We start from the raw sequence: 19,738 nt of genomic DNA on the forward strand, positions 1-19,738 counted from the left end.
AGACGGGGCCGTATCAGCTGAACACGCCGCCGTATTCCTTGCGCAGGTCGTTCTTTTGAACCTTGCCCGTGCCGCCCACGGGCAGCGATTCGAGGAACACCACATCGTCGGGCACCCACCACTTGGCCACCTTGGTGGTGAGGAAGTCGAGGATCTCTTGCTTCTCCAGCGACTGCCCCGGCTTGCGCACGATGAACAGCAGCGGGCGCTCGTCCCATTTAGGGTGCTTGACGCCAATGACGGCGGCCATGGCCACCGCGGGGTGGCCGATGGCGGCGTTTTCCAGGTCGATCGAGCTGATCCACTCGCCGCCGGTCTTGATCACGTCTTTGGTGCGGTCGCGGATTTGCATGGTGCCGTGCGCGTCGATGGTGGCAATGTCTCCTGTGGGGAACCAGCCGTCCACCAGCGCGGTTTTTTCGGCCTTGAAGTAACGCTCCACGATCCACTGGCCGCGCACCATCAACTCGCCTTGCGATGTGCCGTCGCGGGGCAAGGTGACGCCGTTTTCATCAACGACCTTGATCTCGATGCCCGACACGGTTTTGCCTTGCCTGGCCACGATGGCGTGTTGCTCGGCGGCGGGTTTGAGGCGGTCGGTGCGGCTCAGGTTGCTCATGGTGGCCACGGCGGTGGTCTCGGTCATGCCCCAGCCGTGGCGCACTTCCACGCCGTAGGTGTCCATGAACTTGGCGATCAGTGCCATGGGCATGGCCGAGCCGCCCACACAGGTGCGCTTCATGTGGGCAAAGCGCAAGTTGTTTTGCTCAACGTGCTGGATCAACCCCATCCAGATGGTGGGCACACCTGCGCTGATGGTGACCTGCTCGGAGTCCATCAACTCAAACAAGCTGGGGCCGTCGAGCTTGGGGCCGGGCAAGACCAGCTTGGTGCCCGCCACCAGTGAGGCATAGGGGATGCACCAGGCGTTGATGTGGAACATGGGCACCACGGGCAGAACAGTCTCTTGCGTGGACAGGCCCAGCACATCGGGCATGCAAGCGGTGGTGGCATTCATCACGATGGCGCGTTGTGTGTACAGCACGCCCTTGGGGTTGCCCGTGGTGCCCGAGGTGTAGCAAAGCGCCGCGCCGGTTTGCTCGTCCAGCTCGGGCCAGTTGAAGCTGTCACTGTGCCCGGTGATCAGGCCTTCGTAATTCATCACGTTGGCCACCCCCTCGATGGCGGGCGTGTTGGCCGCATCGGCCAAGCAGACCCATGCGCGCACCTTGGGGCAATGCGCGGCAATGCCTTTGACCAGCGGCGCGAAGGTGGCGTCAAACAGCACCACCTCGTCTTCGGCGTGGTTGATCACATAGATCAGCTGCTGCGGGTGCAGACGCGGGTTGCAGGTGTGCATGACCATGCCGCTGCCTGAGACGGCGTAATACGCCTCCAAGTGGCGGTGGTTGTTCCAGGCGATCGAGCCAACCGCGCTGCCGGCCTTGAGGCCCATCTGTGCGAGGGCGTTGGCCAGCTGGCGTGCGCGCCTGGCCGCATCGGCGTAGGTGTAGCGGTGCAGCGGGCCGTGCGTTTCGCGCGAGACGATTTCTTGGTCACCGAACTGCGCAGCGCCGTGTTCGAGGATGCCCGAAACGAGCAGGGGGCGGTTCATCATGAGGCCGGGTTGGGGCATGGTTTGTCTCCAGAAAGTGGAAGGTTTTTGTAGGTCGGTGGCTTTAGCCCCGACGTGTGGATGGCGAAGGCATGTCGGGGCTAAAGCCACCGACCTACCTGATGGACAGCAGCGCCGCGTCAGGTGGTCTAAGGTCTGAAGTCTAGCTTGTGAAGATGTCCGTGGCACCCTCTTGAAAAGAGGGTGCTTTTGAAAACAGCGCTCAGATCACATAACCGCCGTTGGGGCTGATGACCTGACCCACCAGGTAATGGTCTTGCGCCGCCAAAAACACGGCCACATTGGCGTATTCCTCGGGACGCCCCAAACGCCCACTGGGCACCATTTGGTAGAGGCTGTTTTTTTGGGTTTCGGTCGCTGTGTCCAGGTAGGACTCGAACGGTGGCGTGAGCACGCCGCCGCAGGCGATGGCGTTGACATAGATGTTGGCCCCGGCCACATCCAGCGCCGTGGTTTGGGTCAGGCTGATCACCCCAGCCTTGGTGGCCGAATAGCCCGGGCTGTGCGTGCTGCCTGCACCCAGCCCGGCAATTGACGCGATGTTGATGATGCGGCCGGACTTTTGGGGCTGCATGAAGCGCAAGGCCGCACGGGTGCAATAAAACACGCCGTGCATGTTGACGGCCCACCACTTGAGCCAGTCTTCATCGGACAAAGAGGCGATGATGCCCAGCGCTTGGCGGGGCATGGGCGTGGTCATGTAGGCGTAGTGCAGGTTGCGCCGTTCGGTCTCGGCGGGCGAGCTGGGAATGCGTGCCGCGTTGTTGACCAGCACATCCACAGTGCCAAAGCGCTGGCCTGCGAGAGCAAACATGCGGTCCACGGCCGCGCTGTCGGAGACATCACATTCCAGCGCGAGGCAGTCGGCCCCCAAGGCTTGCACTGCGGCTTGCGTGGCGTGCAGGGCGTCTAGGTTCACATCGCAGATGACCAGTGATGCGCCCTGCCTGGCCATGGCTTGCGCGATGGTGCCGCCCAGGCCCAGTCCTGCCCCGGTGACCAGCACCACTTTGCCTTGCAGTTGCATGCTGTTTTACTCGGGCTTGTAGTTGACCGACTTGAGCATGGCGCCCACCGACTCGTAGTCTTCTTGCAGGCTTTTGGCCATTTGTTCAGGTGTGGGCGGGTTTTGGGTGTTCACGTTCAGGCCCACGGCCAACAGGCGGTCGCGCACGGCCGGTGTGGCCAGTGCCTTGAGGGCTTCTTCGCGGATGCGTTTTAACGCGGCATCGGGGTGGCCGGGCACAGCCCACAAGCCCAGCCATGCGGTACGGGTCATGTCCTTGAAGCCCAATTCGGCCATGGTGGGCACATCAGGCAAAGCATGCGAACGCTGTGGTGACGTGACGGCGAATGCGCGCAATTTCCCACCTTTGATGTTGGGCACCGAGGTGGGCAAGCCGTCAAACATGAACTGGACCGATCCGCCCATCACGTCTTGCAATGCGGGGGGTGAGCCTTTGTAGCCCACATGGTTCATGTCCAGGCCTGCCAGCTTGTTGAGTTGCAAACCCAGCACATGCGACAGGGTGCCTGGCGTGTAGGACGCAAAGTTGATCTTGCCCGGATTGGCTTTGACGTAAGCGATCATTTCCTTGAGGTCTTTGGGCGGCAGCGAGGCGTTGCCGACCAGCACCAGGCCGCTGCCTGCCAACTCCACCAAAGGCTTGAGGTCCTTGAAGGGGTCGTATTTGGGCTTGATGGAGTAAGGCAGCTCTGTCACCAGCGCGTTGACCGACAGCAGATAGGTGTGCCCGTCCTTGGGGGCGGACAGCATGGCGTCCATGGCGATGGCGCCGCCTGCACCAGGCTTGTTGTCCACCACCACCGGCTGGCCCATGCTCGTGGACATGGCGTTGCCCACCAGGCGGGCAATGATGTCCGCGGTGCCGCCTGCGGGCGCGCCGACCACGATCTTGATGGGGCGGTCGGACAGGGGGTCGGCCTGCACCCCGCAGGCCAGAGCGCCCAGGCCCAGGGTGAGTGCGAGCCAGGTACGGCGTGGCAGGGTCGAAGCGAGAAGTGGTTTGTTCATGAATGTCTCCTTGTCGAAATCGGTCAACTCAGACTGTACGGGCATGGCGCAGCGGTGTGCCGCGTTCGCCGGGCAAGCGGTTGGGGGCATAGCCCAAGCGCGCCAGGGTTTCGTCGGTGTCTTTGTAAAACTGGCCGATCTGGTAAATCTCGCGGGCTTCATCGCCGTTGGCAATGTCGCGGTTCAGCAGTCGCGCCTGCCTGACCATGTGCTCAACCTGTTGCACCGAAGTCATGCGTTCGCGGAGGGGGCCATTGAGGGTGTCTTCGATGCCGCAGCGCACATGCAAACCCAAGGCAATCGCCATGGCGGTCATGGGGTAGACATGGCGGTTCAGGGTTTCAAGGGTCAGCACAGCACCATCGGGCACACGGCGCACAAATTCCAGCATGTCGGCCGGGTTCAGTCCAGCCAAGCTGCCACCGATGGCGACGTAATTCAAAATCAGCGGGCCGCAGTAGTGCCCACGGCGGATCAGCCGCTCGACCGATTCGAGCTGGTGGACATGGCCCAGCATGAAGTGCGGCTGAATGCCCGCAGCCACCAGGCGGCGAATGTGTTCGCGGTGCCAGCTGGGGTTGGACGGCACGACCATGTCTTCATAAGCCGCCTGCAGTTGCGGGTTCTCGAAAGAGGTGCCGGTGAAGTCGCCGTCCATCATCAGGTCCATGATGTTCATCTGGCTGGTGTTCACGGCCACCGTGACCTGGTCCGGCTTGGGGTCCAGATCGGCCAGCATGTGCCGGGTGTCGTCTGACAGCCATTTGGCGGCCTGGCCGTCGTCTTCGGGGGCAAAAGAAATCGAGCCACCGACCTGCAGCACCATTTTGGGCACCGCCTCGCGCAGGCGGGCCAGCATCTCGTTGAACATCGACAGGCGCTTGCTGCCCTTGCCATCGGCCTCGCGCACATGCACATGCAGCACGGTGGCACCCGCGTTGTAGCAATCGACCGCTTTCTGGATTTGGTCATCCATCGTGACCGCGATGTCATCGCTGTCGCCGGGCACCCATTGGGGGCCATAAGGCGCGACCTGGATCACGAGTTTTTGCTGGTTTTCGGGCAAGAGGGAATCGTCAAGAAAATGCATGGGTGGGTGACCTTTTTAAAGATTCAGGTGGGGTTTGTGGTTTGACGGGCTGCGACTTCTTCAAGCAGGATGGGCGCTCCCATGCTCATGGTGTGAACGCCCAGCACCGAGGTCAACTGCAGTACGGCTGCGATTTCTTCCTTTGTCACGCCCAGCTCCAGGGCTTTTCGGATGTGTGTCCGCACGCCGGGGGCGTACATGTGAGTGCAGGATGCGTCTACGGCAATCGCAATCAACTCGAAAGTCTTGGGGTCGAGCATATGTTTGCCATGCAGCCCCATGTTCAAAAACTTTTCCATCCAGACCTTGTCGACCTCGGCGATCGGGTCCCAGTTGGGGTTCCAGTAGCCGTTGGCATGCAGAGCGTCGCTGATGGGTGTCGGAGATGAATCGGTAGAGTGGGGCGTGGACATGGGTGTGTGGCGTTTTGAAACTGCAGCCAGTATTCAAAAAACGGGGACAAGCCAATTGACAAAATGGGACATTAACTTACCATTTTGGGACTTTACGGGAATCCCCTATGTCCACCCTGATCCGCAGTGCCAGCTTGACCAATTTCACAGAAATTGCGCAGCAATGCGGCCTGGAGCCGCTGACGCTGGTGCGCGCCGTGGGTTTGCCTGCCAAATGCCTGAGCGATCCGGACTTGAAGATCGACACCAACGCGGTGGTGCGGCTGCTGGAGATGGCAGCCCGCGAAGCGGCAGAGCCCGCATTCGGCCTGCGCATGGGCGAGTCGCGCAGGTTGTCCAATCTGGGGCCTTTGGGCTTGCTGCTGCGCGACGAGCCCACTTTGCGCCATGCGCTCGATGCCATCGTTCGCCACATCCGTGTGCACAACGAAGCCCTGGTGATTCGGATCGAAGAAGCGGACACGCTGGTCCTGATTCGCGAGGAGTTCGCGATGGACCTTTCCGAATCACGGCGGCAGGCGGCGGAGTTGGCCATGGCCGTGACCTACCGCATCTTGAGCCTGTTCATGGGTGCAGCATGGCGGCCCCGCCTGGTTTGCTTCTCTCACGCAGCGCCCGCCAATCGCGCGACACACCACCGTGTGTTTGGCGACCAAGTGGCGTTCAACCACGAGTTCAATGGCTTGATGTGCAGCCAGTCAGACCTGGACCAGCCCAACCCCAGCGCCGACCCGGTGATGGCGCGCTATGCGCAGGAGTTGGTGGCATCCAAGGCGGTGGATGCGCCCTCTTTCACGCACCAGGTGCAACAACTGATTTTGCTTTTGCTGCCCTTGGGTCAGTGCACCGCCGACGTGGTGGCACAGCATCTCGGCTGCGATCGTCGCACCATCACGCGGCGACTCGCTGCCGAAGACAACGGCTTTCATCAGTTGGTCGATGACCACCGCCGCCGCATCGTGGGGCAGTACCTGCAAGACAAATCCAGACCGCTGGCGCAGGTGTCCAGCTTGTTGGGGTTTTCGGCACCGAGCGCATTCTCACGTTGGTACCGTGACCAGTTTGATGCCCGTGCGCGCGATGCTTGAGATTGTCTCGTTGATCTGCCACGCTGAAGTCTGGAATGCTTGCACCGTGACCCCGGTCAGCGGCTTTAGCCCCGACATGCAGCCTGTGCCTAGACCTTCATGTTGGGGCTAAAGCCACCGACCTGATTTAGACCAGCGCCGCGTACACCAGATCGCGGAACAAGGGCCGGTAGTAATCCCGCTGGTTGGGTGCCTGGATCATCAGCATGGCATACATGTCCAGCGCCGGGTCCACAAAGAAGGTGGTGCCCGCGATGCCACCCCAGTAATACAAGCCAACCGAGCCGGGCACGGGCGACACGCCCAGCTGGGTGCGCACCGCAAACCCGAGACCAAAGCCGTGACCCGGCGGCAGCAAAGTGCCGTCGGCTGGCATGCCGCCCAGGTGGTCGGCGGTCATGTAGTCCACCGTGTGGGGGCCGAGCAGGCGCACGCCGTTCAGCTCGCCCCGGTTGCGCAGGCACTGCAAAAAGCGGGTGTAGTCCATGGCCGTGGACATGAGGCCGCCGCCGCCGCCTTCCATGGCGGGCACATCGCGGGGTTCAAGCACCTTCATCGGCACGCCACCATCGGGGTCATGCGCAAAGGGCTCGGCAATGCAGTGATGCTGCTCGGGCGGCACGGCAAAGCCGGTGTCCACCATGCCCAGTGGGCCAAAAATCTCGGCTTGCAAAAATGCACCCAGGCCCTGCCCGCTGACCACCTCAACCAAGCGCCCCAGTACATCGGTGGCGCGGCTGTAGGCCCACACGCTGCCGGGCTGAAACTGCAAAGGCAGCGCCGCCAGCGTTTGCGAAAACTCGGCATTGGTCCGCTCGCGGGAGGCGATTTTCGCTTGGCCGTACTGCTGCTGCACGGGCGATGTGCCCAAAAATTCATAGGTCAGTCCCGCCGTGTGGCGGAGCAGGTCTTGCACCGTGGCTTCTTGCTTGACCGGTTCGAGCCCGTTGGCGGTCGCTACTTGCTGCTTGGCGTATTCAGGCAACCAGCGGCTGACCGGTTCGGAGAGTAGCAACTGGCCGCGCTCGACCAGCATCATCACCGCCACCGAAACCACCGGCTTGGTCATCGAATAGATGCGGAAAATGCTGTCGGTCTGCATGGGCGTGCCCTTGGCCGGGTCTTGCTGGCCCACGGCTTCGAACAAGGCGATCTGACCGCGCCGAGCAATCATGGCAACGGCACCGGGAAGTCGCCCACTGTCCACTTCGCGCCGCAGCACGTCCATCAGGCGCTGGGTGCGGTCAGGGCACAAGCCCACTTCAGCAGGGAGGGCATGGGCAAGAGGAGTGTGGTTGGTGGTCATTGAGGGGCTCCAGAACAAGGGTGTTTTGTACACCAGTGTTCGCTACGGGCTTATCACCCAAAGCACCCGAAAAGGTGAGCTGTGCAAACCGGGATGGGTCAAGCTACAATACTTGTCCAATATATTGAACAAGTATGAGCCATGCGAATCATCAGTTATTCCGAAGCACGTAACGGACTGAAGTCAGTGCTGGACGGCGTAGAAGACGATGCCGACATCACCATCATCACCCGCCGCGACGGCGGCGATGCGGTGGTGATGTCCATGGCGCACTACCAGAGCATGGCCGAAACCCTGCACCTGCTGTCCAGTCCGGCCAATGCAGCCCACTTGGCAGCATCCATTGCCGAGCACAAAGCCGGCAAAGCCAAACGACGCGAATTGCTCGCTTCATGAGCCGGGGGATTGCCTTCACCTCGCATGCATGGGCGGATTACCTGTACTGGCAAGGACAGGACAAAAAGACACTCAAGCGCATCAATCTGTTGATCGATGCCGCTCGGCGCGACCCCTTTGAAGGCATTGGCAAGCCCGAGCCCCTGCTGGGCAATCTGTCTGGCTATTGGTCCAGACGCATCGATGATGTACATCGGCTGGTCTATGCCGTGGACGATGTGGAGCTGACCGTGATTGCCTGTCGGGGGCATTACCAGTAAGCGACTCAACCGATCTGTGGGGGTGTGATGGCGGCCCTTTGATGCAGTTTCAGTCGAATGGCTTGCGCAGGCCGCAAAGTCACAGCCAGATCACCTTCGGGCCATGGTTCACCTTCAGGCCATTCCAATCGAAAACGCTGCATCAGCATGGCGCCGATCAAAGCCATTTCAAGCATGGCGAAGTGCTGACCGATGCAGACCCGTGGGCCCGTGCCAAAGGGCATCCATGCGCCGCGTGGGATGTCTGGTGCACCGGGCAAAAAGCGCTCTGGCTTGAATTCATCGGGTGACTCGAACCACCGTGCATCGCGCTGGATGACATAGGGCGTGAAGGCGATCAAATGGCCTTGGGGCACGGTCCACGGCCCGACTGTCACCTCCTGGGTTGTGCGTCGTGTCATCAAGACTGCGGCTGGCGGGTAAAGGCGCATGGCTTCTTTGAGGCTCGCTTGCAGCCAAGGCAGTTGCTGCAAAGTGGCCGGTGTTGGCGTCTCGCCTTGCAGCACCGCATCTATTTCGGCGTGGATGCGATCGGCCACTTCGGGGTGACGAGCGATCAGGCCGCTCCACCAGGTCATGGCGGTGGCCGTGGTTTCATGGCCGGCCTGAAACATCACCATGGTCTGGTCGTGCAGCTCTTGCGCGCTCAGACCTTGGTCTGGGTTCTCGGGGTCGCGGGCTTGTCGCAACATGGTCAGTAGCTCTTCACCACCGTGCTCGGTGGCTGGTGGTTGTGCCTGAATGTGTTGCTGGATCAATTGGTCCAGCGTTCGTTTGGCATGGCGCACTTTGCGCACCGATGGCAGAGGCATCCATAAGGGCCAGGAAAATGGTTTGAACAGTTCCGCGATGCCCGAATGGCTCAAAGTCTGTATGGCCTCTGAGATGGGACGGGCATCGGTGACGTGGTGAGCACCGAACAGCGCACGCAAAATCACATCGAGCGTCATGTCCGTCATGAGGGTGTCCATGTCCACGCTTAGCTCAGACGGGCTAAAGGCCAGTGTGTTCAGAGCGTCCGAGGTCGCTGATGCCATCAGTGCGGCATAGCCCGCCACCCGCTTGGGCGTGAAGCCGGGTTGCAGCATGCGGCGTTGGCGCTGCCACAGTGCGCCCTCGGTCACCAGCACACTTTGCCCCATAGAGACACTGAAAACATCGGTGGCGCGTTCCCAACGGATCAGTGCGTCGGCTTGGTCCACCAGCACTTCGCGCACCCATTCAGGGTGAAAGACGTGGGTGATGTGTTCGTTGAGAACCTGCACATGGGCCGCGTCCGGGAGTTGGCGCTGCAAGTCAGCCACAAAGCCCAGGTAGTCGGCTTTCATGGTGCGCAGGAGGTTCAGTCCCCACAGGGGGGCAGAAGGGCCGGGGGGTAATGCGTGCGAGGCTTGGGTTTGTGTGTTCATGGCGCGATCTTGCGTGTCGTACGGGTGCGGCGTCTTGAATCGAATCGACACTTTGGGTTTATCCGTTTGGCGTGGATGACCGCTTACCTATACTTTGGCCATGTTGTCTGTTCATGCTTCACCCCGGTTTTCGCCTGTCCGCCACTGGTTGCCGCCCTGGGGGCTGCATGCCTGTGTGCGAGCAGTGATGTGGCGCAGCACCGTGGGCATGGGTTTGACCGAATCGCAGCGCTGGGGGCATTACCCTGCAGGCCCCGTGTGCACCATCAGTTACCTGCTTCAGGGCAGCATCGACGTGCTGGCTGCAGGTGTGGGCCATGATGCCTTTTCTGCACGCCAGCCCGTGCCACGCATGTCTGTGATGGGGCCGCACAGTTTGCCCCGCAGCGCTTTTTATGGCCCAGAAGCAGAAGGCGTGATGCTCATTTTGTACCCGGATGCCTTTTGGGCCATGACCGGTGTGCCACCGCAGACCCTGGGTGATCAGATAGTCGATGCGCACAGCGTATTGCCTCCGGCCTTGTTGGCAGTGTGCAAGCGCTTGTTCGAGGCGGGTGATGTTGACCTCGGTGTGCAGCGGCTGTTTGCTGATCTGTTGCCCCTCTGGCAGCAGCGTGCGCAGGATCTGCCTGAACACAACGGACAGCCCCGTGAATGGGGACAGAACCTTGCGCCGTGGATGGAAGCCTTGGCCATGCGGGCCGCAGCCACTGGATGGGGCCGCAGCTTGCGGCAGTCGGAGCGGCGCATCAAGCAGTGGACAGGTTGGTCTTTGCGCAAATTGCAAGGCTCCGTCAGGGGCGAGTCTGCTTTTTTCGCGGTGATGGAAGCCATGCTCGAAGAGCGACTCGATTGGGCGCAGATTGCGCTGGACAACGGGTTTTCAGACCAGAGCCATTTCATCCGAGAGACTCGCCGCATCACCGGGTTCAGCCCCGAGGCTTTGCGCCATGGCTTCATCCATGAAGAAGCGTTTTGGGTCTATCGGGCGTGGGCTCAATTGGCGGGCTTTCAAACGGCACCCGACATTGTCGCGTCTTCCCACTTTGGCCTGCGGCCTTGAAACTCCGCAGCCATAATCAGCCAGCATTCGACAAACACAAAAGCACTATGCGAACAGCTCAAGATTTGCTCACTGAACTCAATGCCAGCGATGAGTCGACGCGCATTGAAGCCAAACGTGCCCGTGAAATGGGTAAATCTATTTTGGAAACGGTCATTGCGTTTGCCAACGAACCAGGTCTGGGCGGTGGGTATTTGTTGCTGGGTGTGGATTGGGCCGTTAATGAAAAGGGCGATGTTCGTTATTGGCCCGAAGGTGTGCCTGATCCGGATAAGTTGCAACGTGATTTGGCCACCATGTGTGCCAGCACGTTGAATGTGGTGCTGCGGCCAGAGATCGCAGTCGAGCGGTTGGATGAGCGGACGGTGATTGTGGTGTTTGTCCCTGAAGCCGATGTCAGCCAAAAACCTGTCTATTTGACGGCGACAGGTTTGCCTAAGGGGGCGTATCGCCGCGTTGGTTCTACCGATCAACGTTGTGTAGATGAAGATCTGTGGATATTGCGGGGGTCCAGTCAGCCGCAAATTGGAGGCTTTGTCAGCCGTGCGGCGTGTAGGGGACGAGGTCAAGCCGACGCTGGCCGGTGTGGTGCTTTTTGGCAAGCCCATGGCTTTGCAGCGCTTGTTTCCGGCGTTGCGGATGGACTATGTGCGGGTGGTGGGTACGCAGTGGCTTGATGACCCGGAGTCACGATTCACATCGGTGGATATTCGCCAACCTCTCATGCTGGCTTTGCCCAAGATGGAGGCGGCGATTGTGGATGACTTGCCTCGCGGTTTTCGTTTGCCTGAGGGCGAGTTACAAAGTCAACAAGTGCCTTTGTTGCCGCGCAAGGTGATTCGTGAAGCACTTGCCAATGCAGTGATGCACCGAAGTTACCAAGACCACAGTCCTGTGCAGATCGTGCGCTACAGCAATCGGATCGAGATTTTGAATCCGGGCTTCTCGCTGAAGGATATGAGCAGTTTGGGGGCTCCAGGTTCAAGACTGCGCAATCCGGCCATTGCAGCTGTATTGCATGAGATCAATTGGGCCGAAACAAAAGGTTCAGGAATTCGAACCATGCGGCGGTTGGCGGCAGACGCAGGACTGCAACTTCCTGAGTTTTCGTCAGATCGACAAAGAAATGAGTTCAGGGCAACGCTGTTTTTGCATCATTTGCTGACGGAAGAGGATTTTGCTTGGCTCAAAAATTTGTCGGGTGACTCTGTGTCTGCCGATGAGGCCAAGGTTTTGATTTACGCCCGAGAAACCGGCGCTGTCGACAACACCGCCTGTCGGGACTTTTCCGGTTTGGATACTTTGCAGGCCAGTAATTTGTTGCGTCGATTACGCGATAAGGGATTACTGGAAAAGCAGGGGGCTGGAAATCGGACGCACTATGTATTACTGGAACGAGCAAGGGATAACCCTGGAATGGGTGATCTTTTTGGCGGTGTGGGTGGCAAGCTGGAGCCTGAAGGTGGCAAGCTGGAGCCTGAAGGTGGCAAGCTGGAGCCTGAAGGTGGCAACCTAGAGCTCTCGTCGAATATGCAAGCTTTGCCGCCCTTACCTGAGAACTTAGCTCTTCGTTTGCTTGATCCCGGCAAGCGAATGGGGACTTTAGGCTTGCGTCAGTTGATTTTGGACTTGTGCTCTTGGCAAGCGTTGCGGGCAGATGAGTTGGCAACATTGCTGCACAAAGACAAGAAATACCTGCGCAACAAGCACCTCACGCCCATGGTGCAGGCAAAAGAGTTGTCATTCTTGTATCCAGAATCACCCAACCATAAATGGCAGGCTTATTTGCCTTCAAATGCAAGCCCCAGCAGATTGAACGAAGGCAATCGCCTTTGATGAGAGTCTTGAAATAACTCACTCCCAAGCCCCGTCCCCCTTTGCGCGTCGCTTCAGCCCCCAGCCCACGATTGCAGTGTTTTTGCGACCAGGCCATCGGTTGCTATGACGTGTTCAAGCACCGAAAAATGGTCGGCGTGGGCCACCGCCGAGCACTGCGCCAGATTGCCCTGAAGCTGCCACAAACGCGCCATGTCTTGGCTTTGGGCATGAAACGCTGGGGTTTCGGCGTCGCCCCACACGAACAAGGCCGGGGTGGCGCCTGGCCGCACACGGTGTGTGGGTGAGCAGGCCCGTGCCGAGTTGGCATCAAGTTGCAGCCGGGTGTTGAGCGTGGTGTCCAGCAGGGGCTGCAGGTCGTACACGCCACTGATGGCCACGACACCTGAAATTGGCAGCGGCGCTGCGACAGAGGCTTGCAGCAAAGCCAGCTCAATCGCCAGGTGGGCACCTGCGGAATGACCGCAGAGCACGATCGGGCCGGTGCGCCCTCGTTCGGTTTGATGGGTGGCGATTTTTTGCAAAGCCTGCGCAGCCGAGGCCACGATGTTCGCCACGCTCACTTCGGGGCACAAGGGGTAGTTGACCAGTGCCATGTCCCAGCCCATGGCGTTGAAGGCGGGTGCCAGGAATCGGAACTGCGATTTGTCGCGTGACTGCCAGTAACCCGCATGAAAGTAGACCACGGTGCCCAGCGCCTTGGTGTCGCTGGAGTGCACATCCACCACTTCGCGTGCATGCCGGCCATAAGGCAGGTCCAGTTCCCAGCCGGGCATCGTCAGTGCTTGGGCATTACGGGCTTCAAAGCGGGCCAGCAACTCGCCAAAGCTTTCGCGCATCTGGCCTGTGACGTACTGGAATTCGGCGGTGTTGGGGTGCATGGGTGCCAGTGTATTCAGTTGAGCCGGCGCAAGGGCTACCCTTGGGCCTGATTGAAATTCAAGCCGATAACCCTTGGTAATCGGCTTTAAAAAATACGATTGGATGGCGGGCCGTGCTCTGCCTAGGATGGGCCATCGTTCACTTGTGCCTGCACCAGGCCCCGCCGTCATGAAACGCGTCAAGAACATCCTTTTCATCATGTGTGATCAGCTGCGTGCCGATCACCTGTCCTGCTATGGCCACCCGAAGCTGCACACGCCCAACCTGGACGGTCTGGCGCAGCGGGGCGTGATCTTTGACAACGCCTATGTGCAGTCGCCCGTGTGCGGGCCCTCACGCATGAGCTATTACACCGGTCGCTACATGCAGTCGCATGGCGTGAGCTGGAACTTCGTGCCGCTCAAGGCAGGCGAGATGACACTGGGTGACCACCTGCGGCCGCTGGGTGTGCGTTCGGTGTTGATTGGCAAGACGCACATGCGTGGTGATTCCTCTGGCATGTCGCGTTTGGGCATCGATCCCGAGTCCCAGATCGGTGTCCGCATCGCCGAGTGCGGTTTTGACCCCTACGAGCGCGACGATGGCATTCACCCGTTTTCTGGCCATGACCCCGACCCCAACTACAACCTCTACCTGCGCAAGCAAGGCTTCGGGGGTGACAACCCCTGGGAGGAGTGGGCCAACACGGTGGTGGACGAGCAAGGCCAGTTCCGCTCGGGCTGGTACCTGAAGTACAGCCATTTGCCTGCCCGCATCCCCAACGAACATTCCGAGACGCCCTACACCACGCGCCGCGCCATGGACTTCATGCGCGAGGCGGGCGATCAGCCCTGGGTCGCGCACTTGTCTTTCATCAAGCCGCACTGGCCCTACGTGGTGCCCAAGCCCTATGCAGGCATGTACAAACCCGAGGACGCCCTGCCCGTGGTGCGGTCCGAGGGCGAGCTCAAAGATCCGCATCCGGTCTATGCCGCCATGACGCATCACAGGGTTTCGCGCACCTTTGCCAAGCCCGGCGTGCGCGATGCGGTCATGGTGGGCTATATGGGGCTGGTCAAGCAGATCGACGACGAGATGGGCAAGCTCTTCGCCTTCATGGAAGAGCGCGGCCTGATGGAGAACACCATGATCGTGTTCTGCGCAGACCATGGCGACTTTTTGGGCGACCATTGGCTGGGCGACAAGGAACTGTTCCATCAGCCAGTGGTGCGCACGCCACTCATCATTTACGACCCCGATACCCGTGCAGACGCCACCCGGGGCACGCGCTGCCAGGCCCTGGTGGAGGCGGTGGACATCGCGCCCACATTCCTCGATGTGTACGGTGGCAACCCCGTGCCCCACATCATGGATGGCCGCTCTCTGCGTCCCTGGCTGTTTGGCCAGACGCCCCCCGATTGGCGCGAGATCGCGGTCTGCGAATGCGACTACGCGTTCCAGGATGCCCGCATCGAATTGCAGCAGCCGCCGATTGATTCCTGGATGCGGATGGCTTTTGATGGCCGCTGGAAATACGTGCTGTGCGAAGGTTACCGTTCGATGCTGTTTGATCTGCAGTCCGACCCCCATGAGCTGAACGATTTGGGTGCCTCGGCCGATCCCGAGCATGTGCGCCAACGGGCGCGTTTGCACGAAGCCCTGTTCGAGTGGGCCCGGCGTCCACGCCAGCGTGTCACGGTGTCGGACGAAATGATCGAGAACACCGAAATCCAGGCACGCATTGCCGAAAACGGCATCCTGATCGGCTATGCCGACGAAGACGATTTGCGGGCGCAGCGGCAGACCTTCAAACCCCGTTATGCAAGCCACAACCCGCTGGTCAAGGAGGCGCTCGACCGCCTGACGGGCCAGCACGTCACCACCGAAAAAGCCTGAAACCGGAGACACCCATGAGCCCAACTGCTCAATTGCCCGATCTATTGCCCGATTGCGACCATTCCCCGACCGGCATCGATGGGGTGACCTGGAACATCATGGGCCAGGTCTACACGCCCAAACAGTACGACGACCAGCAGTTTGTCTGGCATGCCACCTTCCCGGAAGAGAGCTTTGTGCCGCCGCACACGCACCCCGAGCAGGACGAGTACCTCAGTCCGCTCAATGGTTCGGTGGATGTGGTGATCAACGGTGTGCGCAGCACGGTGCACGCGGGTGAAGTCGGTCACCTGCCCAAGGGCATTCCACATGCTTTCTACAACAACAGTGGCAAGGTGGTGCAAGCCATTTTCTGGGCTGAACCTGCAGGCGAGTTGCCCGCTTTGTACCGGCGCATTCACAACATCGCCAACCCGCGCAAGGTGACAGAAATCTCGCCGGAATTCGGGGTGGTGTTCGAGCCGCCGATTTCATCGGCCAATTAATGCCAGTGGCCCGGCTCTGTCGGGCCACTTGTGGAGATCAGCTTGGCCGCAACCCGGTGGTGCGCACAAACTTGCCCCAGTGATCGAGCTCTTTGCGGATCAGGTCCGCAAAGTCACTGCTGGGGTGGGGCGGGACCACCGACATGCCCAGATCGGCCAGCTTGGCGCGCAGCTCGCTCGAAGCCAGCACCTGGAACAACTCCTGGTTCCATTTGTCGATGATGGCTTTGGGTGTGCCTGCCGGTGCGACCAGACCTTCCCATTCCTTGAGCTCCACCCCGGACACGCCCGCCTCGGCCAGTGTGGGCACATTGGGCAGGGCGCTCAGGCGTTGTGGGCTGGTCACCGCAATCGCACGCAATTTGCCTGAGCGCACCAGTGCGGCGGCTGTGGGCACCGTGGCAAACATGGCGTTGATCTGGTTGCCCATCAGGGCCGACACCGCTTCGGCCGGGCCTTTGAACGGGACATGCGTCATCTTCACATTGCTGGCTTGGCAGAAGGACTCCGCCACCAGGTGGGCGGGGGAGCCGTTGCCACCCGAGCCGTAGTTGAGCGCGTTGGGCTCGGCTCGTGCACGGTTGACCAGGTCTTGCAAGGTTTGGATGCTCGACGATGCGGGTACGACCAACACGTTGTAGAGCCAGACCAGGTTGGCGATGGGCGCAAAGTCGGTGGCCGTGTTGTAGGGCAATGGGCCAATGAGTTCGGGCAGCACGGTGTGCGTCAAAAACATCACGCCCATCGTGTACCCATCGGGGGCCGAACGTGACAGGGCCTGCAGGCCGATCATGCCGGTGGCACCGGGCCGGTTTTCCACAATCACGGTCTGCTTCCAATTGCGGCTGACGGCATCGGCCAGGTGGCGTGCCAGCACGTCTGGCGGGCTGCCCGGGGGCAAGGGAACGATCATTCGGATCGGTTTGTCGGGGTAGCTTTGTGCCCGTGCGGGCAGGCAGGCCAGCAGCGGTGCAGCGGCCAAATGTCCGATCAGTTGTCTGCGTTGGATCATGTCTCCATCCTTGTTGTGTGTGAGGCGCTGGGTCTGACTTGTGCCATGCTTGGACACACGCGCTAAGCCACCCAAAATCATGCTATCGGCGCAGCCAGCAGACCGCCAATCGCATTTGGTGAAGACGATTACCATGGGTTATCAGAAAAAGAGGTTTTTCGATGCGATTGCAACAACTTCAGCTGCTGCTGACCCTGGCCCAGACCGGCAGCATGCGGGCATCGGCTGCGACCATGAACGTGACGCAGCCCGCCTTGACCAAGGCACTCAAGCAACTGGAAGACGAATTCGGAGCCACCTTGGTGGTGCGCTCGCCCAAAGGCGTTCGGCTGGCCCCGGCAGGCGAAATGTTGGCCGCGCGTGCCGCCACGGTGGTGCGCGAGATCGAGCGCGCTCGCCAGGAGGTGGCGGCCTTGACCAGCGACACTCAGACCACCCTCAGCGTCGGGGTGTCTCCCGCAGCGGCGCTCATGCTGGCGGCGAACGCCGTGTCGGCGTTTCAGTCCCGCTGGCCCCATGTGCGCGTGCACCTGGTCGATGCCCTGTACCCCAAAGCCTTGCAGCAACTGCGCTCGGGTGAGCTGGACATGGCGCTCGGCCCCCTGCCGCCTGCAGGCATCGGGCGGGATCTGCAAGCGGCTTCACTCATCGACAGCCCATCGGTCATCGTCGCCAAGCAGGGACACCCCTTGGCCCAAGCGCGGCGGCTGGATGACTTGACCGGTGCTTCGTGGTTGCTCTCAGGGCCACGACTGGGGCCGGGGGATCCTGTTCATCTCGGCTTTGAGGAGCGGGGGTTTGCTGCGCCCAAGGTCACGGTGGACTGCGAGTCGTTTTCGACTTTGCTGGCCGTGCTGCCCAGCATGGACACCCTGGCCATCGTGCCCGAGCGCTTTTATGCGACCCACGGCCCGCGCATGGGTTTGGTGGCGCTGAGTTTGCAAGAGACTTTGCCCGCGACCACCATCCACATTTTTTCGCGCACAGATGCGCCCTTGTCTTTGCCTGCACAGCGCCTGCTTGATACTTTTTGGCAGGAATCCACGTTGTTGCGCGAGTCCGGTGTGTGAGCGGTCCGCTTGCTGTGTGCGATCGGGCTTGTAGTCGCGTCAGTTCAAACGCTGCCAAAGCGCCATGCCCCTTTGCGCCTTGCTCGCATCGCTGGGCGTGAGCGCCACGGGGCCTTGGGGTGTCTGGCGCAGCACGTCGGCCAAAGCCAGCAGTACTGACTCTGGGCCGCTGAGCAGTTCAAGTTCCAGCTCCAGCAGCAGCTCACTCACATCGGTGCCGGGCACATGGATACGGCCTTGGTCGAGGGCGACTTCGATGTCTGCGCCATCGTGGGTGATGACCCAGCGCTGGCGTTCAAAATCGGTGCAAAACAGCGCTTGTAATGTGGGGCGCAGGTCCATCAGTTCGGCCGACAGGTCAGCGTCGTCCACCAGCGTGTCGAACTGCAAATCACCCCGCGTGGTCGGTGCTTCCCACTCTTGCCTGCGTGACAGGCCGTTCTCACTGTGACCCGCGGTCTTCACCGTCAGCAGCCATTGCTCACCCGCCAGTCGTTCGCGCACCGCCATGCGGCGGCGTTGCAGGGCCAGTTCGGGCGTGTCGAAATAGGTGTTGAGCAGACGTTGCACACTGCCCGCACCAGCCAGCAGCGGGTGGGCCAGCAGGCGCGGCAGGTCTTGCGCGTTCAGACTGAGTTTGAGTTCGGTTTCCATGGGCAGAGATGTTACTCAAGGGCACAGACCAAGACGCGGTTTGACTGGGCGCACCACCAGCCACAAAAGGCCCATCAAAGCCAAAGCCAAGGGCTTCACCGGTATGTCCCGTGATTCGTGCACCACGTTGTCTCAACGCGTGGCGGGATCCAGTCCTTGACATATTTCATGGCCAAAGGGCTCAGGCCCCAGCACGAAGGTAACGATCACGTGATGGCCGTGAGTTAGTCAAGGTTCGGTTCAGGGCGAACCTGTGGGGGCCGCAGGTCTGGCGAGCCGTGTCAATGTGTGGGCAAGCGACAGTGGTTGTCACCTCAAATCACGTCTCTAGACAGTCTTGCGAAGCAGTTGAGCCACATTTCGCATAGGCATTTCAGGACGGCTTGGCCTGTGGTGCCAGGTGACAAAGTTTGCCAGTATAGGGTTTGGGAAGAGGCAGAGCGTAGTCTCCTTTTTTGCTGGTGCTCAACCCCAGACGCACCAGAGATTCGACCATCAGCACAGCCGATGTCACGCCATCGATCACGGGAACCCCCAGATCTTCCGACAAGCGGTTGCACAAATCGGTCATGCCGGCACAGCCCAGGACGATGGCCGCGCTGCCGTCCTGGATCAATGCTGTTTTGCATTCATCCAGGATGGTGGCATAAGCATTGCTCAAGGGGTTGTCCAGCTCCAACACGGCAATGTCGCAGGCGCGCACTTTGCGACAGTGGCTGCGAACCCCATATTTATCGACCAGATGTTCGGCAATGATCACCGTGCGCGTGAGGGTGGTGACCACGGAGAAACCCGTGGCCAAGTAACTGGCTGTACGCATGGCTGCTTCTGCAATGCCAACCACGGGGCCTTTCGCGATTTCGCGTGCGGCATCCAGTCCCGGATCACCAAAGCAGGCGATCACATAACCATCTACACCTTCTGCCTCGCCTTTGCGAACTTCCTCCAGCAAACCCACAGTGGCCATCGCTTCGTCATAAAAACCTTCGATTGACACCGGCCCATCGCCAGGTTGCGCAGCTTGAATCTGTACGCCGGTTCCCGCCACACTCTGCGCAGCCATAGCGACCAGCTGGGTCATCGAGGCGGTGGTGTTGGGGTTGATGACCTTGATTTTCATGCGAAGTTCTCTTTTTGAATGTGGCTGGGTTAGGGTAAATACTTGTCTCGTTTGCAAAAGTGTAGGCTACATTGCATACGATCGCAAATCATTTATGCACACAAAAAT

General features: G+C 60.4%; 20 protein-coding genes. 9 read left to right on the forward strand and 11 right to left on the reverse strand.

The window, feature by feature from the left end; all coding sequences use genetic code 11:
* Positions 1–13 precede the first annotated feature (13 nt).
* The 5 genes from B9Z47_RS14045 to B9Z47_RS14065 form a co-directional block, all read right to left on the reverse strand.
* Entirely contained in the window at positions 14–1,636 is a 1,623-nt protein-coding gene (locus B9Z47_RS14045) for a long-chain-fatty-acid--CoA ligase (RefSeq protein ID WP_108331858.1), read from the reverse strand.
* Positions 1,637–1,838: 202 nt separating this feature from the next.
* Positions 1,839–2,663 (reverse strand): SDR family NAD(P)-dependent oxidoreductase, encoded by an 825-nt coding sequence (locus tag B9Z47_RS14050; RefSeq protein WP_108331859.1) that lies wholly within the window; start codon positions 2,661–2,663, stop codon positions 1,839–1,841.
* Positions 2,664–2,669: 6 nt separating this feature from the next.
* On the reverse strand, positions 2,670–3,671 hold the full coding sequence (locus tag B9Z47_RS14055; RefSeq protein WP_158271697.1) for a tripartite tricarboxylate transporter substrate binding protein: 1,002 nt from the start codon (positions 3,669–3,671) through the stop codon (positions 2,670–2,672).
* A gap of 28 nt (positions 3,672–3,699) precedes the next feature.
* The gene (locus tag B9Z47_RS14060) at positions 3,700–4,761 is read right to left on the reverse strand and encodes a 3-keto-5-aminohexanoate cleavage protein (RefSeq protein ID WP_108331861.1); all 1,062 of its coding nucleotides are present in this window, start codon (positions 4,759–4,761) and stop codon (positions 3,700–3,702) included.
* A 23-nt stretch (positions 4,762–4,784) separates the two neighbouring features.
* Positions 4,785–5,174 carry a carboxymuconolactone decarboxylase family protein gene (locus B9Z47_RS14065; protein ID WP_108331862.1) on the reverse strand — a complete coding sequence of 130 codons (390 nt, stop codon included), beginning with the start codon at positions 5,172–5,174 and terminating at the stop codon, positions 4,785–4,787.
* A gap of 107 nt (positions 5,175–5,281) precedes the next feature.
* Between B9Z47_RS14065 and B9Z47_RS14070 the strand changes: the two genes are divergently transcribed.
* A complete protein-coding gene (locus B9Z47_RS14070; RefSeq protein ID WP_108331863.1) occupies positions 5,282–6,262 on the forward strand; it encodes an AraC family transcriptional regulator in 981 nt (326 codons plus the stop codon).
* A 127-nt stretch (positions 6,263–6,389) separates the two neighbouring features.
* Here B9Z47_RS14070 and B9Z47_RS14075 read toward each other — a convergent pair whose 3' ends face one another.
* Complete coding sequence (locus B9Z47_RS14075) at positions 6,390–7,568, reverse strand: serine hydrolase (RefSeq protein WP_108331864.1); 1,179 nt, start codon at positions 7,566–7,568, stop codon at positions 6,390–6,392.
* Between the two features lie 141 nt (positions 7,569–7,709).
* On the opposite strand from B9Z47_RS14075, the gene B9Z47_RS14080 reads away from it, so the two are divergent.
* Both B9Z47_RS14080 and B9Z47_RS14085 read left to right on the forward strand, forming a co-directional pair.
* On the forward strand, positions 7,710–7,964 hold the full coding sequence (locus tag B9Z47_RS14080; RefSeq protein ID WP_108331865.1) for a type II toxin-antitoxin system Phd/YefM family antitoxin: 255 nt from the start codon (positions 7,710–7,712) through the stop codon (positions 7,962–7,964).
* The gene (locus tag B9Z47_RS14085; RefSeq protein ID WP_108331866.1) at positions 7,961–8,224 is read left to right on the forward strand and encodes a Txe/YoeB family addiction module toxin; all 264 of its coding nucleotides are present in this window, start codon (positions 7,961–7,963) and stop codon (positions 8,222–8,224) included. The genes B9Z47_RS14080 and B9Z47_RS14085 overlap by 4 nt, the downstream gene beginning before the upstream one ends.
* A gap of 5 nt (positions 8,225–8,229) precedes the next feature.
* Here B9Z47_RS14085 and B9Z47_RS14090 read toward each other — a convergent pair whose 3' ends face one another.
* Positions 8,230–9,633 (reverse strand): cytochrome P450, encoded by a 1,404-nt coding sequence (locus B9Z47_RS14090; RefSeq protein ID WP_108331867.1) that lies wholly within the window; start codon positions 9,631–9,633, stop codon positions 8,230–8,232.
* A gap of 100 nt (positions 9,634–9,733) precedes the next feature.
* On the opposite strand from B9Z47_RS14090, the gene B9Z47_RS14095 reads away from it, so the two are divergent.
* Genes B9Z47_RS14095 through B9Z47_RS14100 form a run of 3 tightly spaced genes read left to right on the forward strand, consistent with a single transcriptional unit; the run spans position 9,734 to position 12,532 of the window.
* Positions 9,734–10,696, forward strand: a complete 963-nt coding sequence (locus tag B9Z47_RS14095; protein WP_108331868.1) for an AraC family transcriptional regulator — start codon at positions 9,734–9,736, stop codon at positions 10,694–10,696.
* Entirely contained in the window at positions 10,693–11,373 is a 681-nt protein-coding gene (locus B9Z47_RS19020) for a helix-turn-helix domain-containing protein (RefSeq protein ID WP_233253812.1), read from the forward strand. Before B9Z47_RS14095 ends, B9Z47_RS19020 begins: the two co-directional genes overlap by 4 nt.
* Positions 11,303–12,532 carry an ATP-binding protein gene (locus B9Z47_RS14100; RefSeq protein ID WP_233253813.1) on the forward strand — a complete coding sequence of 410 codons (1,230 nt, stop codon included), beginning with the start codon at positions 11,303–11,305 and terminating at the stop codon, positions 12,530–12,532. The genes B9Z47_RS19020 and B9Z47_RS14100 overlap by 71 nt, the downstream gene beginning before the upstream one ends.
* A gap of 53 nt (positions 12,533–12,585) precedes the next feature.
* Here the strand turns inward: B9Z47_RS14100 and B9Z47_RS14105 are convergent, their stop codons facing one another.
* On the reverse strand, positions 12,586–13,413 hold the full coding sequence (locus B9Z47_RS14105) for an alpha/beta hydrolase (RefSeq protein WP_158271698.1): 828 nt from the start codon (positions 13,411–13,413) through the stop codon (positions 12,586–12,588).
* A 169-nt stretch (positions 13,414–13,582) separates the two neighbouring features.
* Between B9Z47_RS14105 and B9Z47_RS14110 the strand changes: the two genes are divergently transcribed.
* The gene (locus B9Z47_RS14110; protein WP_108331870.1) at positions 13,583–15,289 is read left to right on the forward strand and encodes a sulfatase-like hydrolase/transferase; all 1,707 of its coding nucleotides are present in this window, start codon (positions 13,583–13,585) and stop codon (positions 15,287–15,289) included.
* 14 nt (positions 15,290–15,303) lie between these two features.
* On the forward strand, positions 15,304–15,774 hold the full coding sequence (locus B9Z47_RS14115; protein ID WP_108331871.1) for a cupin domain-containing protein: 471 nt from the start codon (positions 15,304–15,306) through the stop codon (positions 15,772–15,774).
* A gap of 37 nt (positions 15,775–15,811) precedes the next feature.
* Here the strand turns inward: B9Z47_RS14115 and B9Z47_RS14120 are convergent, their stop codons facing one another.
* The gene (locus tag B9Z47_RS14120; protein ID WP_158271699.1) at positions 15,812–16,786 is read right to left on the reverse strand and encodes a tripartite tricarboxylate transporter substrate binding protein; all 975 of its coding nucleotides are present in this window, start codon (positions 16,784–16,786) and stop codon (positions 15,812–15,814) included.
* A gap of 161 nt (positions 16,787–16,947) precedes the next feature.
* On the opposite strand from B9Z47_RS14120, the gene B9Z47_RS14125 reads away from it, so the two are divergent.
* Positions 16,948–17,856: a LysR family transcriptional regulator gene (locus B9Z47_RS14125; RefSeq protein WP_108331873.1), complete on the forward strand. Its 909-nt coding sequence runs from the start codon at positions 16,948–16,950 to the stop codon at positions 17,854–17,856.
* A 39-nt stretch (positions 17,857–17,895) separates the two neighbouring features.
* Here B9Z47_RS14125 and B9Z47_RS14130 read toward each other — a convergent pair whose 3' ends face one another.
* Both B9Z47_RS14130 and B9Z47_RS14135 read right to left on the reverse strand, forming a co-directional pair.
* Positions 17,896–18,510, reverse strand: a complete 615-nt coding sequence (locus tag B9Z47_RS14130) for a CYTH domain-containing protein (RefSeq protein WP_108331874.1) — start codon at positions 18,508–18,510, stop codon at positions 17,896–17,898.
* A 373-nt stretch (positions 18,511–18,883) separates the two neighbouring features.
* Positions 18,884–19,630 carry an aspartate/glutamate racemase family protein gene (locus B9Z47_RS14135; RefSeq protein WP_108331875.1) on the reverse strand — a complete coding sequence of 249 codons (747 nt, stop codon included), beginning with the start codon at positions 19,628–19,630 and terminating at the stop codon, positions 18,884–18,886.
* Between the last annotated feature and the right edge of the window lie 108 nt (positions 19,631–19,738).

This window comes from Limnohabitans sp. 2KL-1, assembly GCF_003063435.1.
Taxonomy (GTDB): Bacteria; Pseudomonadota; Gammaproteobacteria; order Burkholderiales; family Burkholderiaceae_C; genus Limnohabitans_A.